The sequence below is a fragment of the Methanosarcina sediminis genome (genome assembly GCF_052056915.1).
Lineage (GTDB): Archaea > Halobacteriota > Methanosarcinia > Methanosarcinales > Methanosarcinaceae > MTP4.
In genome coordinates, this window is the sequence record NZ_CP195119.1 from 2,518,609 (window position 1) to 2,535,193 (window position 16,585).

The 16,585-nt window shown below is 48.4% G+C and carries 13 protein-coding genes; 5 read left to right on the forward strand and 8 right to left on the reverse strand.

The genetic code is table 11. The features are described 5' to 3' along the window. Window positions 1–492 precede the first annotated feature (492 nt). Entirely contained in the window at window positions 493–3,270 is a 2,778-nt protein-coding gene (gene alaS, locus ACSAZK_RS10860; protein ID WP_440954156.1) for an alanine--tRNA ligase, read from the forward strand. 167 nt (window positions 3,271–3,437) lie between these two features. Here alaS and ACSAZK_RS10865 read toward each other — a convergent pair whose 3' ends face one another. After that, on the reverse strand, window positions 3,438–4,487 hold the full coding sequence (locus ACSAZK_RS10865; RefSeq protein ID WP_440954157.1) for a class I SAM-dependent methyltransferase: 1,050 nt from the start codon (window positions 4,485–4,487) through the stop codon (window positions 3,438–3,440). 714 nt (window positions 4,488–5,201) lie between these two features. Beyond that, on the reverse strand, window positions 5,202–5,507 hold the full coding sequence (locus ACSAZK_RS10870; protein ID WP_440954158.1) for a DUF190 domain-containing protein: 306 nt from the start codon (window positions 5,505–5,507) through the stop codon (window positions 5,202–5,204). Window positions 5,508–5,736: 229 nt separating this feature from the next. On the opposite strand from ACSAZK_RS10870, the gene ACSAZK_RS10875 reads away from it, so the two are divergent. After that, window positions 5,737–6,318 carry a hypothetical protein gene (locus ACSAZK_RS10875; protein WP_440954159.1) on the forward strand — a complete coding sequence of 194 codons (582 nt, stop codon included), beginning with the start codon at window positions 5,737–5,739 and terminating at the stop codon, window positions 6,316–6,318. A gap of 276 nt (window positions 6,319–6,594) precedes the next feature. Here ACSAZK_RS10875 and ACSAZK_RS10880 read toward each other — a convergent pair whose 3' ends face one another. From ACSAZK_RS10880 to ACSAZK_RS10890, 3 genes are all read right to left on the reverse strand, one after another. Beyond that, a complete protein-coding gene (locus ACSAZK_RS10880; protein ID WP_440954160.1) occupies window positions 6,595–7,722 on the reverse strand; it encodes an isocitrate/isopropylmalate dehydrogenase family protein in 1,128 nt (375 codons plus the stop codon). Between the two features lie 149 nt (window positions 7,723–7,871). Continuing rightward, complete coding sequence (locus tag ACSAZK_RS10885) at window positions 7,872–8,360, reverse strand: 3-isopropylmalate dehydratase small subunit (protein WP_440954161.1); 489 nt, start codon at window positions 8,358–8,360, stop codon at window positions 7,872–7,874. Window positions 8,361–8,664: 304 nt separating this feature from the next. Continuing rightward, on the reverse strand, window positions 8,665–10,110 hold the full coding sequence (locus tag ACSAZK_RS10890; RefSeq protein WP_440957000.1) for an ATP-binding protein: 1,446 nt from the start codon (window positions 10,108–10,110) through the stop codon (window positions 8,665–8,667). Window positions 10,111–10,539: 429 nt separating this feature from the next. On the opposite strand from ACSAZK_RS10890, the gene ACSAZK_RS10895 reads away from it, so the two are divergent. Then, window positions 10,540–11,304: a helix-turn-helix transcriptional regulator gene (locus tag ACSAZK_RS10895; RefSeq protein WP_440954162.1), complete on the forward strand. Its 765-nt coding sequence runs from the start codon at window positions 10,540–10,542 to the stop codon at window positions 11,302–11,304. 154 nt (window positions 11,305–11,458) lie between these two features. On the opposite strand, the gene ACSAZK_RS10900 is transcribed toward ACSAZK_RS10895, so the two are convergent. Then, complete coding sequence (locus ACSAZK_RS10900; RefSeq protein ID WP_440954163.1) at window positions 11,459–12,529, reverse strand: formate--phosphoribosylaminoimidazolecarboxamide ligase; 1,071 nt, start codon at window positions 12,527–12,529, stop codon at window positions 11,459–11,461. Window positions 12,530–12,902: 373 nt separating this feature from the next. Here ACSAZK_RS10900 and ACSAZK_RS10905 point away from each other — a divergent pair, with 373 nt between their 5' ends. Beyond that, a complete protein-coding gene (locus tag ACSAZK_RS10905) occupies window positions 12,903–14,096 on the forward strand; it encodes a helix-turn-helix domain-containing protein (RefSeq protein WP_440954164.1) in 1,194 nt (397 codons plus the stop codon). A gap of 12 nt (window positions 14,097–14,108) precedes the next feature. Then, window positions 14,109–14,918 (forward strand): tRNA pseudouridine(38-40) synthase TruA, encoded by an 810-nt coding sequence (gene truA / locus ACSAZK_RS10910; RefSeq protein ID WP_440957001.1) that lies wholly within the window; start codon window positions 14,109–14,111, stop codon window positions 14,916–14,918. A 111-nt stretch (window positions 14,919–15,029) separates the two neighbouring features. Here the strand turns inward: truA and ACSAZK_RS10915 are convergent, their stop codons facing one another. Beyond that, window positions 15,030–16,070: a methyltransferase domain-containing protein gene (locus ACSAZK_RS10915; RefSeq protein ID WP_440954165.1), complete on the reverse strand. Its 1,041-nt coding sequence runs from the start codon at window positions 16,068–16,070 to the stop codon at window positions 15,030–15,032. A gap of 210 nt (window positions 16,071–16,280) precedes the next feature. Continuing rightward, complete coding sequence (locus ACSAZK_RS10920) at window positions 16,281–16,568, reverse strand: YunC family protein (RefSeq protein WP_440954166.1); 288 nt, start codon at window positions 16,566–16,568, stop codon at window positions 16,281–16,283. Window positions 16,569–16,585: the final 17 nt, after the last annotated feature.

Genomic DNA, 16,585 nt, shown 5'->3' on the forward strand with positions numbered 1-16,585 from the left:
TTCATACGCCTAAAAAATAATTTTCATCTTTAAAAAAAAGAATAAGGTTTTTGTGTAGAATTAACACTTATAGGTTAGGACCCTCAAATCCGGGTTGTCTTTGATGCAACATTATTATATAATTTATTCAATGTTGTGTAAGCGTTTGTGCTGCAAGAGCGGTTTAAATTGTATAAATTATCTGGCACATTAAACCCGGTTAAGTTCACAATATTTAAGATCGGTGCCCAAACTTTAAGTTGGGTGCAGCAACAATGCATACTGTGATTAATGTACACTGTGACTAACGTACACTGTAACACCATATATCGTGATAACATATAATTGTGATAACACAAGTTTGATTGACACACAATCGATTAATATAACCGGATAAAGCACATTAAAACGCGTCAAATCCTTTTAAACGGTTGGGCGGGGGTTTTTCTGCTTTCCTTTTATTTTCAGCTGTTCCGGGGCAGAGTGCACCCCCACGCATCCGGAGTGAGTATTATGCTTGAAGACGAGTATCAACTTGACTTTTTCAAAAATAATGGGTTCGTTCGGAAACAGTGTTCCAAATGTGGGGCATTCTTCTGGACGCGCGACCTTGACCGCGAGACATGCGGAGATGCGCCCTGCGATCCTTATTCCTTTATCGGAACCCCGGCTTTTTCCAGGGAATTCAATGTCGCAGAGATGCGCGAGTATTACCTCTCCTTCTTCGAATCCCAGGAGCACACCCGGGTTGAACGCTATCCGGTGGTTGCTCGCTGGAGGGACGATATCTATCTGACCATTGCATCCATTGCCGACTTCCAGCCCTTCGTCACTTCAGGGCAGGTCCCTCCCCCCGCAAATCCCCTCACGATTTCCCAGCCCTGTATCCGCTTAAACGACCTGGACTCGGTGGGCAGGAGCGGGCGCCACCTTACAACCTTTGAAATGATGGCGCACCATGCCTTCAACCGCACGGGTAATGAGATTTACTGGAAGGACAGGACTCTGGAACTCTGTGACGAGCTCCTGAGCTCTCTCAAGGTCGACCCCTTTGCCGTTACCTATAAGGAAGAGCCCTGGGCAGGCGGAGGAAATGCCGGGCCCTGTGTGGAAACAATCGTGCATGGGCTCGAGCTTGCAACTCTGGTGTTCATGAATTTGAAGGTCGATAAGAACGGGGACATCCCGATCAAGGGCGAGACCTACTCGAAGATGGACAACTACATCGTGGACACCGGATACGGGCTTGAGCGTTTTGTCTGGGCGTCCAAAGGTTCTCCGACCATCTATGATGCAATTTTCCCCGAAATCGTAACCGAACTCATGGGTCTTGCAGGAATCGAACACGAACTCAACGATCCGGAGTATGCAAACATCCTTGCCCAGAACGCAAGGCTTGCAGGCCTCATGGATGTGAGCGAAAAGTCAAACCTGATGGCACTCAGGAAACAGGTGGCTTCAAACATCGGGATGACCGTGGACAAGCTTGCGACCATCATGGAGCCCGTGGAGAAGGTCTACTCGATCGCAGACCACACCCGCTGCCTGACCTTCATGCTCGGGGACGGGGTCATCCCCTCGAACGTCAAGGGGGGATACCTTGCCCGCCTGGTCCTCAGAAGGACGCTGCGCATGATGAAAGACCTGGATGTCAGGACCCCGCTGTCCGAAATTGTGGACATGCACATCAAGAACATGCCCGAGTACCCCGAGTTCAGGGATAACTTCCCGGTCATCCAGGACATTCTGGAGTCGGAAGAAGAAAAGTTCAACAGCACCATGGAAAGGGGCCGCAGGATCATCCAGAAATCTGCAGGCCATTTCAAAAAGAGCGGAGAAAAGATTCCTCTGTCCCAGTTAACCGAGCTCTATGATTCCCATGGGATACCCCCTGAGATGGCAAAGGAAGTCGCATCCGATCTTGGGGTGGGAGTGGAGTTCCCGGACAACTTCTATTCAATTATCGGCGAGCTTCACAACAAGGCGGAAGAAAAGGAAGTGGAAGAAAATCCCTTTGCCGAGCGGCTCAAGCACCTCCCGATGACCAAGCGCCTCTTTTACGACGAGCCTACTCGTATGGAATTCGAGGCTGTTGTCCTGGATGTCTTTGACAACCATCTCGTGCTGGACAGCACTTTCTTCTATGCGGAAGGCGGAGGGCAGCCTTATGATACCGGAACTATCACAGCCGGGGATACCGTGTACAAAGTGGTTGACGTTCAGGTCTTTAACGGCGTCATTGTCCATACCGTGGAAAAGCCCGATGAAGGAATTGATATCGGCAAAGGCGACATGATAGTGGGTGAAGTGGACGAAGAGCGGAGGATGACTCTTGCAAGGCACCACACCGCAACCCACATCGTGAACGATGCTGCAAGGAAAGTCCTCGGGAACCACATCTGGCAGGCAGGGGCCCAGAAATTCGAAGACCATTCCAGGCTTGACCTTTCCCACTACAAGCACATCTCTCCCGACGAACTGAGGGAGATCGAACTCCTGGCCAACCGGACGGTCATGGAAAATAAGCGTGTGGTCACCGAGTGGATGGCCAGGACAGACGCCGAACAGGAATACGGCTTCGGGCTCTACCAGGGTGGTGTTCCCCCAGGAGAGAAGATCAGGGTCGTAAAAGTGGGGGACGACGTGGAAGCTTGCGCCGGGACCCACTGCCTCACTACGGGTGTTATCGGACCCATCAAGATCCTGAAAACCGAGCGCATCCAGGACGGGGTCGAGAGACTTGAATTTGCAGCAGGAACCGCAGCTGTCCGGGCTATGCAGAAGATGGAGTCCCTCCTGGTTGATTCCGCAAAGACCCTGAGCATCCCGCCAGACCATCTCCCTGCCAGTGTTGACCGCTTCTTCGGGGAATGGAAGTCCCTCCAGAAAGAAAACGAGCGGCTCAAGGAAGAACTTGCCCGTGCCCGGGTCTACCAGATGCTCGGAAGCGCAAACGAGGTTGCAGGGCTCAGGGTAGTTGCAAAAGCAATCCCAGGCGCCGATTCCAAGGAGCTCCAGAAAATCGCAACGGAGTTCCTGAAAAACGAGGATGTTGTTACCCTCCTTGTTAGCGACGCCTCGGGCGTGAAAATCGTTGCATCCGCCGGCAAGAAAGCTGTCGAATGCGGAGTCAGCGCAGGCACCCTGGTCCGTGAGATGTCAAAAGTTGTCGGTGGCGGCGGCGGCGGAAAGCCGGACCTTGCCATGGGCGGCGGGACTGACCCGACCAGGATCGAAGATGCCCTTGCCCGCGGGCTTGAACTAGTAAAAGAAGCCTGTACGGAAAAATAAGGGTAAAGTGAAGAAAAGGGTGGGCAAGTTTAGCCCACTAACTAAAAAACATCGGGAAACACCGGGTTTCTTTTTTGACCCGGTTTTTTCTCTCCATTTTTTAATTTTCAGTTTCTGGCTTATTCATTGCCTTCTAGAATTTTGAAAATTTTCAATCCTTAGCTTTTTTAGTCCTTAAAGAGCACTTCGCAGAGGATTGCAATGCCATCTTTTACAAAGAGGTGTATGGTCTTTTTCCCTTCAAGCCCTTTTTCGACCTCATTTCGGACTTCCCAGTAGTCTTCGGGCTTTACCCCTGCCCTCAGGACCACTGACCCGACATTCCGGTCTTTCAGGAACTTATTGATTTCCCGGGGTTCAAAGGGGCAGGTCTTCAGTACAAGGTAGTGGTTTTTTATCATGGACTGTTTGACGAAGGCATCTGCTGTCAGTAAAATCCTTTTTTTGTCTACCTTGAAGATATCAAAACTTCCTGAAAATGGCCCCGAGAGTTCGATCATGGAGTCCACAAGTTCGGGGAGCAGTCCGGCGGCTGTTACGGAAGGTTCCGGCTCGTAGGCGTAGAGCTTCATCCGGTCGCTTTCCCTCAGCTTCGAAAGTGGGCATTCTTTTGGCACGAGCCCTTCGCCTGCCGGCAGGGCTACTGCTAGCTTGTCGAACTGCTTTAACCCTCCGAAGTAGAGGGTCAGGCGGTTTAGCTGGCCGTCCAGGGAGATATATTCTTTTTCGCAGTCAAAGGGAATCCTTTCAGGCGGCATCTGGGGCGGAGCTTCGAAGGCAAAGTTTTTAGTCTTCTCCCCGTAAGCTTCAAGCACGTTCGGAATCCCCGGCTCGATGCTTGAGACTTTTCTCTCCTCTTCCTCAGGCGGGCGGAAGGGGTCCGAAAACACGATGTCGACTTTCGGGATCTGCGCTACGACTTCCGGATCCAGGGCGTCCCCGCAGATGAACTTCACATTGTCGAGCCCGTACATCTCGCAGTTTTGTTTTGCGTACTCGATTTTCTTCGGATCGATTTCCACCGCATACACAAACTCGCACTGCTGTGCAAAAAACACAGTCTGCCCTCCGATCCCGCAGCTGATGTCAGCCAGGGTCCTGCATTTCAGGCGCTGCGCCCTGTACCGAGCAATCGGTTCCGGGGTCGCGAAGCGCAGACTTTCCTTGTCCCCGTGCAGGGGCTTTTCAAACTGCTTTTTCCGTGCCACGTCAATCACGGGATACTAGGAGGTTTCTTGGATTTAAAGGCAACTGAAAACTGAGGAGAGGAGATATCTAAAATTTGATAAAAGGTTCTCCCTGCCTGTAAATAGATCTTGAGTTGTAGATCGTCAGGGGGGTCTTTTTTTGTTGCTCGGTTAACTATTGGCCGGAGCAACCGGAATGCCGTCTTAAACGGAGTTTTTTCCGAGCGGAGCGAGGCTAGAACGTGGCAAAAATGAAATTCAAAATCTTTTAGTTTGCGAAAAAAGGCAGATACGAAATACAACTACCAGTACACCGATTCCCAAATTAATCCTTACATTTTTCAGAACTTTTTCCCAGGTCGCCAGGATGTATTTTTCAGTCATCTGAATGTATCTTTTGGTCATCAGAATATATTTTTTGGTCATCAGAATGTGTCGTTCCGTTATGTGAATGAACTTTCTGGTTATTGCAATGTATTTTTCAGTCATCCGGGTGAACTTTTTGGTCATTGTAATGTACTTCCTGGAAAAGCCGGCGGTTTCGCAGTCTTGAGGGAGTAGGTGCCTGAAAAACAGATCAAAAAAGGTTCCAACGGGTGACTAAAAAAGGGAATCTTAAGTTATTACTGCTCAAGCCGCACTAAAGCGCGGAGACAAAGACGACGGAATAAGGCATTCAAGGTTGGGCCGTGTAAGAAATAGGAAGCTATCTGGTTTTTTCAGGCCCCGGATCCTAAAACCAGTTCAAACTATTTCCACTGCCTGCAGGGTCATAAGCTCTTTTCCTACAATCTCCCGCAATTTCGGGATAAGGGGCCTGAGCTTCTCCTCCTCGTCAACCGTTTCAATAACGAGTGGGATCTCGTTGCTCAATGCGAGCACTTTTAATGAGCGGATCTTCCCGTCCGTTCCATACCCTTCGATTCCCCGGAGCAGGGTCGCGCCCTTTATGCCGGAGTCACGCAAAAACTCAAGAACCGTTTCATGGACGGATTTACCGTGGTAGGTTGAGCTGTCTTTCAGGTAGATTCGGAGAATTGCGGATTTCATGCTTAAGCCTCAAGCTTTATCCGTTTTCAGGGGGGTCTAATCTATTTTTGTAATATACTTTGGGGTTTCCTGAATAAAACTTGATCGAAATTTTTCAAATATCTGTAGCCTGAATATTTTTTCTCTTCCTTTTTTATACCCTCTTTTATAAACATTAAATTGGGATGTAGCTCTGTTGCAATTGTATGGTTCTGCTGAAGATGGATGTGCAGGAAAACCGGGGATTGAGATGCAGGAAAGTAGTGGCGGAGATAAAGGTTGTGAGTGGGATCTGATCCTCGAAGAATTCAGGTCTCTCCGGGAAGAAGAACTGGGCAAAATGGACAAGCAATATAAGATTCTGGCTCTCGGAGTTAGCGGCACAGGTACTTTGCTAGGGCTTGCTTTCCAATACAGCCTGTATCCCCTGTTCCTGGTCCTGCCTCTCATTATTCTTTCTTTCATGAGCCTCTACCACTGGGAACGGCTTTCCATACTTAATGCTGCGGAATATATCAGGGGGCTTGAAGGGCATTTCATCAAAGATTATCCCGAATCCGGTTGGGAGAGGTGGTTGAAAAAACACCCTAAAAAGTGTGCTGTATATGCTTTCACAGAACTGGTTTCGACTTTCTGTGTGTTTTGCATCTATCTTTTGTGTATATACGGGATTTTAGCTTCTGATTTCGGTACGGGCAGTTTTATCTTTATCGGCAGCCTGCGGTTCAGGTATCTGGCTTCTGCTTTTTACTTTTTGCTGGGGGCTCTGATTTTCTTAATATTTAACTATAAGAACTTGAAAGAGTGCCTGGGTCTAAATCCGGTGGAATAAAAATATCAGGAAACGGAGAAGTCAGAAAACCGATTAATCAGAAAAAGAAAAACCAGTGATCAGGAAACAATGGTCTTGCCGGAAATAGGTTCACCGGGTAGGTAAAGTATGAAAGAGGAAAAAGGAAAAAGGAAAGAGGAAAGAGGAAAGAGGAATAGCCTTCAATAGAAAAAGCTTTCTGGATAAAGTTTCCTGGAAAAAGAATCTTTCCAGGAGTTGAAATTAAAAAAGTATGAAAAAAGATGCCCTGGAAGGGCATGCTCGTTTATATTTTGTTTATAATTCCTTTACAAGCCTTGCGATGTCATCCCCGACGTCGGAGGTGCCGTTGCTGCCGCCCATGTCGTAGGTCCTGACTTTTGCGTCCAGGATGTTTTGCTGGATTGCGCCTACGATGCTGTCTGCGGCTTCTTTTTCTCCAAGCTGTTCGATGAGCATGGCGCCTGCCCAGATTGTGGCAATCGGGTTGACCTTGTTCATGCCCTTGTACTTGGGGGCTGAGCCGTGGATGGGCTCGAACATGCTTGTGCCCTGGGGGTTGATGTTTCCGCCGGGAGCAAGGCCAAGGCCGCCCTGGATCATTGCGCCGAGGTCGGTTATTATATCTCCGAACATGTTCGGGGTTACGACAACGTCGAACCATTCGGGGTTTTTCACAAACCACATGGTGATTGCGTCCACGAAGTTGAAGTCCGTGGTAACGTCCGGGTGTTTCGAGGCAACTGATTCGAATTCCTCGCGCCAGAAGCCGTAGATATCGGAAAGGACGTTTGCCTTGTCAACGGATGAAACGTGTTTCCTGCTCTTTTCTGCGAGGTCAAAGGCGTATTCCATGACCCTCTGGGTGCCTTCCTTTGAGATCAGGCCTATCTGGTACCCGATTTCCTCGCTGTCGGTCTCGATGTCCAGCCCGAACTTTGCGGAGTAAAGCGTCCTCTGAACTTCAAGGAGGTCCTTGCTCTCGCCTTTTTTGGCTCTTCCGCCGATGCCTATGTAGAAGTCCTCGGTGTTTTCCCTGACCACAGTGAAGTCGATGTCTTTTGCGGTCTTGTCCTTGAGCGGGGTCCAGACTCCTTCAAGGAGTTTCACCGGGCGCAGGTTGATGTACTGGTCGAAGTAAAAGCGCGCAGTTAATAAGATCCCCTTTTCAAGAACTCCCGGGGCAATCCTCGGGTCTCCGATGGATCCCAGGTAAATGGCAGGATAACCGGATAATTCCTTTAAGGTGTCTTCCGAAATTAGTTCTCCTGTCTCCAGGTAGTGATCTGCCCCATGGGGGTAGTCGATCCATTCTACATCAAAGCCGAATTTTTCGCCTGCGACATCAACAACTTTCTTGCCTTCGGCGATGATTTCTGGGCCTATCCCGTCTCCGGAAAGGACCGGAATCTTATACTGCGTCATGTTTGTACTCCTTTCGAATTTGCTGGCAAATTTGCCTTCTTGTTAAGAGATGTTGAACTTGAACAGGTTTTTGAACAGTTTTTCCACTGATAGGTCTTGTCCCTACAGGTTTTTCCTGAACAATTTTTTCCTGAACAGCTCCTCTCCAATTAGCGTTTTGAGACCAGGTCCCGGGAATATTCAACAAGCCCTCCTTTGTCCACTATTTCGCGGACAAAATCCGGGAGGGGCGTTGCCTGGTAGGTCTCACCTTTCGTTTTGTTTTCAATGACCCCTGTTGCAAGGTCTACTTCCAGTTCGTCCCCGTCGTCAATCCTGTCCGTATCCGGGCATTCAAGGACCGGGATCCCGATGTTGATCGAGTTCCTGAAAAAGATCCGGGCAAAGGACTTTGCGATCACACAGGACACCTTTGAGCCCCGCAGGGCAAGGGGCGCGTGCTCACGGGAGGACCCGCAGCCGAAGTTGCTTCCTCCGACTACGATGTCGTTTTCATGCACGTTTTTTGCAAACTCGGGGCGGACACCTTCAAAGGTGTACTTCGCGAGTTCCTCGGGGGTATTGAAGATCAAGTAGCGACCCGGAATTATTGCGTCCGTGTCCACGTCATCTCCGAATTTCCAGGCTCTTCCTTTCATGGCATCACCGATGTGGTTTCTGAAATTAAAAGCTGCAATTCACCGGGCCAGAGGCCGCACTGATGAATATGATTGTAGTTCCATGTCATCTGCACACTGTCATCTGCACAGTTTTTTATTATATTGAGAGTTATGTGTTTACAGCTCGTAATCCAGTTCCATACTTATGGATAGCATGGTAATAATATCTAATATTTAAATTATTTTATGGCGGAGTATAAAAATGGTTTACAATATGCCCCCACTTTTTCCGTAATATGCATTAAAATAAGCGTTTATTGATCTCCTTATTGCTCTTATGTTCTTATATTGTTGTTTCTTCTCTTTTTTCTGCCTTCACTCCGGGCATCAGGGCGCTCGGCTCTCCCCCTCCGTGCCAGCTCCGCCGGGGGCGCATCCGGACCAGGTGTACGGATTCGGAATGGTCGTCCACGATCAGGGCAGCTCCCCTCTCACTTCCCATCTTTTTTATATATCCTCTGATACCCTCCTGCATGTAGAGGGGGCGTGCGGCTTCCAGAGCAAGGATATCGTCACTTGCAGTGAGGCGGTGGCAGATCAGGAGGTCACTTTGTGAAATCACGTCCGTATGCAGGCCTGAAGGCCTCTGGGTGGCGAGGATCAGGGACAACCCCGGCTGTCTCCCCTGCCTCAGACACCTGTTGATCAGTACTTCCGAAGCAAGGGTTTCAGTTCCCGCGGGCAGGAAGATATGGGCTTCGTCTATGAAGAGCCAGACCATGGGGAACTCCTCTTCTTCTACTTCACCTTCTACTTCGTCTTCTACTTCGTCTTCTACTTCACCTTCTACTTCAATTTCTTCTCTTTTTCCTTCTGCCCCTTCTTTGCCTCCCTCTCTTCCTGCCTTCTCTTTCTCTTTTCCGGTTTTTTCTTCCTCCCTTCTTCCTCCCATGAGCCTCTTTTCATATGCCCGCCTGGCCTCAAGCCTTTTTGCATAGAGCCTGCCTGCAAGAATGGAAACCACGGCTGCACAGACATTCTCATTTTCAAGGGTGCTCACGTCAAGGACAGAGGTCTTTCCACCGCTTACGAGTTCCGACAGCCGGGTCCCTTCCTTTTCGAATACTCCCCAGGAATCAACGGCTCTGAAATAGTTTTCTGCGGCTCCCTTGGAGACAGAATCCGAACGCTCGTCCCGGAGTACTTCTGTAATTATGTCTTTGAAAGAGTACGCTTCATTCTTCTCTTTAAGAGATTCTATTGCTCTTACAACCAGCACTCCCAGGGACGAAACCTCATCTACGTTAAATAACCTGCACCACTGGCCTCCTGAAAGTCCGGAGATCGAGATTGAAAATGGCGTGACCTTTATACCCCGTTTTCCGTACTCTTCCGTTTTTCCTGCAGGTACGAAGACCTCTGCCTCAATGCCGGAAGGTTCCAGGTCCCATTGTTTGAGTTTCCCGGCTTCAACCGTGTTCTGGTTTCTCATTGTCCAGAAAATCCCCATGGTATCAATAACCAGGGATGCCAGGTTTTTTGTGAGGGTTGGGGGAAGAAAGGCGAGTTCTTCAAGTATGCAGCCCATAGTATAGGACTTTCCGTATCCCCTTTTCCCGCAGATCAGGACTGCATGGGGTCTCAGGGCATCAAGGAATACGGGTGCTCCTTTGGAGCGGTCAAGAGCCAGGTAGTTCCCGAGGAACAGCAGTCCCTCCCCCCTGTTATCCTCATTTCCAAGTACGCGGTATTTTCCGAAACCTGTTTTTACAAATGAAGACCCGATAATTTTTCCCTCCCTTCGTCATTCATTAATATTATCATAATCCTCACTGCCTAAAATATCTTTTCCAACTGTCCAAACTATGTAATAAGATGTTTTATTTTTCCTGAAAGGACCTTATCGGCTTTTCCACTAAATTTTATTTATATATCTACTCTTCAGGTACTCTTTCATTCCTCTCCCTGGAATAGAAACGTTTATCTAGTTGTGAAAAACTATACGGTAATGTATAGTATGGCACACTGATCTACTGTATGTCTATTTTCTTGTTGAGCTTTCTGGTTTTTCCAAAACTCCTTTAAAAAACATAAACTCCAAACCAGTTTGGCTCTTTGAAGAATTTCAAAATTTACCCCCCGGTGAACACAATTGGATACTTCCCAGAAATCTTCATTATTAAATTTACTTTTAAGGTCCGATAAAAGAAAGGGTATAATGCTCTTTCTGAAGGACGGCTCTAAAAGTATCGAGGAAATTACCAAATTGCTTGATTCTCCTTCGGCTTCGGTCCTTCCGCAGATCAAAAAATTGAAGGATAACAGGCTGGTTCTGCAGGACGGAAAGTACTACAGCCTTTCCAAAATAGGAGTCATTGTTACTGAAAAAATGAGCCCTCTGGTGGGAATCCTTGAAGTTTTTGAAGATAATCCCGACTACTGGATCAATCAGGACCTGAGCGGGATTCCTCCATTCCTGCTCCCGAGGCTCGGAGAACTTAGTCCCTACAAAGTGATTGAACCCGAACTGCACAGGATCTTCGAGCCTCCTGAGGAGTTTTTAGATTCCCTCATGAAGTCCAGGGATGTCATGCGCTTTACCTCTTATTTCCAGCCCTCCTTTGCCGAAATTCACGCGGAACTCCTTATGAAACAAACTAATATCTCCATCATAGTTACCGAAAATTTCTTCGAAAGGGTTGTAAATGATTACCCTGAAGAACTTGAAAATTTCCTGTTCCCGGAAAATTCCAGACTCTTTGTCTACAAAGGGAGTTCCTCCCTGGCCTCGGTTACGGTAACCGAGAGGTTTATGGCAATTACCCTGACCAATAAAAAAGGCAGACCTGACCAGAGATTCCTTATAAGTTCCGAGAAAAACGCAATTGAATGGGGGAAGGAACTTTGTACGTATTACAGGGACCTGTCCGAAGAAATCCAGAAAGAAGACGCTGCCCGTCTCATCTCCGGTAGTGAGAAATAACAGGTGAGAAAAGGAAATTAACAGGCTGGAAAAGGAAAATTAGAGGTTAAAATAACCTCTGAATTTTCAGGCTAAAATTTTGGTAAATACGGTTGGTGTTTTTAAGGTTCGGTGTTTTTAAGGTTTGGAGTTTTTAAGGTTCGGAGTTTTGTCCTCATGAAATTATTTTATCAAGTTTTCCTGCTTCTGTTGCCAGTTTTATTTCCCGGGCGATCCTTCTTCCCGTGGACATGTCTTCCTCGATCAGGTCCGAGTACGGGGAGCCGGTAACATAAAGGTTTGTCCCTGCTACAATCCTGGCCGAGATTTCGAATACCTTGATTTCCAGTTCGTCGGTGAAGACGGTTTCAAGGCAGAAGGCGCCGATCATCCCGCCGAAGAGGCCCAGGGACTCTTCCACTACTCTTTCCCCAAGAGAAAAGATGAGGGGCAGGAGTGATTCCCTTGCTACGAGGGGGACGTTTCCGGTGACAACGTAGGTTGGCCTGATGCCTGATTCGACAAGTTCCCGGGGGGATCCGAGCCTGAAAATTTCGTCAGCGTTGGATTCCACTCTCCGGTCCATGCTAAGGAGTTCAAGGCTCCCCTCGCTCAAAGTGTATCCCTCGTCCCGGATGGGGGAGTAGAAGTAGTGCAGGTAGTAACGGGTTCCGGTTATGAATTCCTGGATTGTATATTTCTGGGTGCGGTCCACGAGTTCCTCGAACTCTTCGTAGGTCTTTGCAATGAAAAACCCTTTGCCCCCCTTTGCTCCGTGGTACTTAACCATCACAGGCCCGTTGATTTCTCTTGGGTCATCGATTTTTCCGGGCATGTGAATGCCAGCTCCGAGCAGCCATTCCCTTTCCATGTCCCGGTCTGACTCCCATTCAAGGACAGCCCTGTTTCCAAAGGTTGGGACTGCCATTTCCGCAAAACTCTCAGTACCGAGATAGGCGACAAAAGAACCGTGAGGGATTATAATGACATTTTTTTCCCGGAGTTCTTCTACTTTGTTCATTATGTCTTCATAACTATCTACAATAAGGTACTCATCAGGTTTTGCCTTCGGGAAAGCCTCATAGAATTTTGGGGGCTTGCCCACGCAGATCCCGAGGGTTCTGAAGCCTTCCTTCCTTGCTCCATCAAAGATCTGAAGGCTCGAGTGAGAACAGACGGTTGCAATTGTAATGTTTTCCATATCGTAGTTTTTAAGAAATTCGAGAACCTGCTGTTTTGTGATCATGATCATTACCACGGAAAATTTAGATTAGAATATATGATGTTATATTTAAGTTTAAGGTCTGGATTCTATATATAAATATAGTAATAAATGTATAATAATAAGTAATAACTAAAATTTATCAATTAAGTGCTTGCAAAGTAGACTTGCAGGATATGATAGAAAACACCTTTCACAAAATATCTTTCGTAAAATACCTTTCACAAAACACCTGGGCGTAAAGCCCCACAAAACTACTATGCCCCACAAAACTACTATGCCCTATACAAAATCCCTTACAAATCCCCTTACAAAATCCCTTACAAAAATCACCTCTCAAAAAACATAACCTCTCACAAAGTATAACAATATCAATCTTTTAATTTAGGACGTAAACATGAAAGAGCTGGAAGATAGAGCCGGGTTTCCGGAAGTTGAAGGGCACCTTAATGGACCAGGGTTCCCGGATGGCGAGGAGATTCGGGAAAGTGGAGACAGGGTGCTGGTGCTCCCCGTAAACGAGGATTCAAGAAAGATTACCCAAACCCTCTCCAACGAAACATCGCTGAAGGTCCTTGAACTGCTCGGAAAAAAGAGCCTGTCTGCGACCGATATTGCGGAGGAGCTGAAAATTCCTCTGACTACGGTGAAGTATAACCTTGACTCCCTTGTGGACTCCGACCTCATCAAGGTCAAGCAGATCAAATGGAGCCGAAAGGGTCGCCAGGTTAAGATCTACGAGGCGATGGAAAAACTTATTGTCCTGGTCCCGTCCAGAAATCCTGTTGATAAAATTTCCATCATAAACCTGCTGCAGCAGTACATAGGAGTAATTGCAGCGGCGTTTTTTGCGGCCGCTGGAATCGAATACCTCTCAGCGTACCTCAAAGCAAGAAAGGTCTTCCAGGCCACCGCTCCTCTAAGGTCGGGGGTAATGGAAGACGGCAGTGCCCCTGTTCCGGCAGCCGTGATAGCTAACGATACTTCCGGGGAAGATGTCGGGGAAGCCGGAGAACCCGGGTTAATGGATGTGGGAATCGAGTCCTTTGCCGAAGAAAAGGAAGCTTCCCGGAACGATGTGCAGAGTGAGGCTCCGGATGTAGCTCCGAAAGAAGCAAGCGAAGCTTTTGCAGGCGAATCCCCGGAAGAAGAACCCGTTGATGAAGAGGTCATGGAAGAGTCTCTGAAAGAAGAGTTTGCTTCCGAAGACGTCCCTGAAGACGTAATGGATGACGCCCTTGTTGATGATGTGGCTACTGAAGAAACGATGGAAGTGGAGTACGTCGAAGAAACTCCTGTAGAAGAACCCGTTGATGAAGGGGTCATGGAAGACGCTCCCGTCGAAGAAGCCGCTGAAGGTATGGACGTTCCCGATACGGACAGCATGGACGGGATAGAGGGGCTGGATGGAATGGGTGGTATGGACGATCTACCTCCTGTTCCCCCTGAAGGAATCACCCATCTCGGGGGTATCCACGGGCTTTATGATACGCTTTCTTTGCATCCCGGAGCCTGGTTCCTTCTTGGCTGTCTCTTCGTTGTGTGCTTGATGATCGTACGAGAAGTCTATTATAAGAAAAAGACCAAGTAATCAATGATTGGTATGAGAGTTGCTTTAAAACTTGCATACATAGGCACCGAGTTCCACGGCTCCCAGATTCAGCCCAACGTTGACACCGTGGAAGGGGAGATCTTCAAAGCTCTCCGGAATCTCCAGATCATCGAAGGTCCCAAATCTGCCAATTACACATCTGCGGGCAGGACCGACGCAGGAGTTCATGCTCTTGAACAGGTCGTTGCTTTTGATACCGATAAGCCTAACCTTGCAATCCCAAGAGTCATCAATTCCGAACTTCCCCCCTCTGTCTGGACCTGGGCTCATGCGGAGGTTTCTCCCGCCTTTGACGCCAGGCGGGATGCAGTTTCCAGGCGCTACCGCTACGTGATGAGCGGGGAAGAATACGACATCTCAAAGATGAGGGAGGCTTCAAAGCTCCTTCTGGGGACCCACGATTTTGCGAACTTTTCCAAAGCCGATGGGGACAAGAGTACGGTCCGTACCCTTGAGCGTATTGAAGTGCGGGTTGACGGGGAGCTTACAAAAATCGATGTAACCGGCAACGCCTTTCTCTGGAACATGGTCCGGAAAATCGTAACTGCCCTTACCATGATTGGAAACGGGGTCAGGGATGAGGACTGGCTGCTCCAGATGCTCAATCCCGAAATCTACGAAGAAGGAATCGAACCTGCTCCTGCACACGGGCTGACCCTCATGGAAATCAAATATCCTTTTCCCCTCGAGTGGGCAGAGGACAGCTACTCCATCCGGAGGGCAAACGAACAGAACTACAAGAATATCCTCAGGCACAGGGTAATGGCTGAAGTGATCGAGGAACTTATTTTCAAGGAATAAATTCCTGATTTCCAGGAATAAGGATTGCTTATAGAGGACAGCTTACATCCCTATCTTTCTTATTCCCTTTACCCACGTTCTCTGCCTTAACTCGGCCCTTATTTTCGAGTATCAATCTTTTTGAAAAATCGTAATTGTCCGGGTAAGGCTGCGGTGCACCCTCTGGGCATGGATTTCAAGCACCCTGAGGCCTGCCTTTTCCCCGTATTCGAACGCTGCCTTGTCCGAGACCACAATGGCGATTCCTCCGGGCTTCAGGACACGGTAAATTTCCGAAAGGGCGCCGGCATAAAGTACTTCCAGGGACTCTGCAAGGATGGCTGCCGAACGTCCGTAGGGAGGGTCGGTGACGACTGCGTTCACGGATTCGGCTTTCAGGGGGATCCTGCAGGCGTCTCCTTCCATCAGGGCATAATCCGCTTCGAAGGCTTCCAGGTTCATCCTTGCTCCCTGGACGAGTTTTTCCTGGGCGTCGATTCCAATTACCCTGGATCCCAGGAGTCCGGCTTCCACAAGGATGCCTGCGGTGCCGCAGAAGGGGTCAAGAAAGAGCTCTCCGGGACGTGCCCGGGAAAGGTTTACAAGGGTGCGGGCGACCCTGGGCATAAGGACGCCGGGGTGAAAAAAGGGCTTGTTCTGGGGGTTCCTGGCTTCGTAAGCGCTTCTGTCCACGGACGAGATAAGGGTTCCGAACACGGTTTTCTCGCTCAGGATAAGCCGGAATTCGATATCCGGGTTTTTGAGGTTTGCCCGGAATCCTTTCCGGTAGATACAACCTCCTATCTTCTTTTCCAGGGGCTCGCCAGGGAAGTCCACATGGTGTTTAATCCTCTTTGCCCGGACTACGAAGTTTTGCCCTTCCCGGATAAAACCGGCTGGTTTGAAGGCTTCGGCAAGTTCCAGGATTGCCTCAGGCCTGCTTTCTGAGATCCCTATCACTTTCAGTATGTGATGGGTCATGGCAAGCCTTTCCGTCATCTTACTCTTGAGAGTCTTTTCAAGCTCTGTTTCTTCACCATTTATGTCCACAACAAGGCACAGGTCCATCAGAGAATGTACTCTGTATTCCAGCCCTTCGATTTCAAGGCAGGCAAGGACTTCGGCAGCGGGCAGTTTTTCGTGTTCACCTGAGAGTTCGAAAGCGTATAACATGGATTAACCGGGGTTAGGTTGATGAATATAGTTAGGAATAGGATTGAAACGGGTACGTTCTGAACGTTGGTACATTCTGAACGGTAAAAGTCATTCGAAATCGGTTAAGCTGGATATTGTTGAATTGCTGGACGTAGTATGGAATACTTCTGGCAGATTTGGAAAAAATTTGCCTAAAGAATACGGCGGGTTCAAAAGGATACTTTCGATTTAAAACATTTTCTCCAGGGTTTCCCTGCCTGTCATTCCGGGTTCGACCCCAAGTTCCCTTGCTTTTGGCGTTACTTCGACAACTTTTGCTTTCAGCATGTCCTCGAAACTCTGTACACCCTTTACCTTTGCTGCGGTATCTCCAAGAGCTTCTGCGGCATTGATGTCAAGGTACCCGCACATCAGGAATCCCTTCTCTGCGCTGAGGACCAGCAGGGGGTATTTCTGCATTTTAAAACAGAGGCCAAGGGCACATCCGTTTTCAAGCTTAACCTGTTCTATGAGCATGTTTTCCAGAATACGTT

Excerpts from the sequence above, each read along its gene's own strand:
- truA (WP_440957001.1), top strand. The coding sequence starts at position 14,109 with ATGAGAGTTGCTTTAAAACTTGCATACATAGGCACCGAGTTCCACGGC.
- ACSAZK_RS10900 (WP_440954163.1), bottom strand. The coding sequence starts at position 12,529 with ATGATCACAAAACAGCAGGTTCTCGAATTTCTTAAAAACTACGATATG.
- alaS (WP_440954156.1), top strand. The coding sequence starts at position 493 with ATGCTTGAAGACGAGTATCAACTTGACTTTTTCAAAAATAATGGGTTC.
- ACSAZK_RS10905 (WP_440954164.1), top strand. The coding sequence starts at position 12,903 with ATGAAAGAGCTGGAAGATAGAGCCGGGTTTCCGGAAGTTGAAGGGCAC.
- ACSAZK_RS10880 (WP_440954160.1), bottom strand. The coding sequence starts at position 7,722 with ATGACGCAGTATAAGATTCCGGTCCTTTCCGGAGACGGGATAGGCCCA.
- ACSAZK_RS10875 (WP_440954159.1), top strand. The coding sequence starts at position 5,737 with ATGCAGGAAAGTAGTGGCGGAGATAAAGGTTGTGAGTGGGATCTGATC.
- ACSAZK_RS10915 (WP_440954165.1), bottom strand. The coding sequence starts at position 16,070 with ATGTTATACGCTTTCGAACTCTCAGGTGAACACGAAAAACTGCCCGCT.
- ACSAZK_RS10920 (WP_440954166.1), bottom strand. The coding sequence starts at position 16,568 with ATGCTCATAGAACAGGTTAAGCTTGAAAACGGATGTGCCCTTGGCCTC.
- ACSAZK_RS10885 (WP_440954161.1), bottom strand. The coding sequence starts at position 8,360 with ATGAAAGGAAGAGCCTGGAAATTCGGAGATGACGTGGACACGGACGCA.
- ACSAZK_RS10895 (WP_440954162.1), top strand. The coding sequence starts at position 10,540 with ATGCTCTTTCTGAAGGACGGCTCTAAAAGTATCGAGGAAATTACCAAA.
- ACSAZK_RS10870 (WP_440954158.1), bottom strand. The coding sequence starts at position 5,507 with ATGAAATCCGCAATTCTCCGAATCTACCTGAAAGACAGCTCAACCTAC.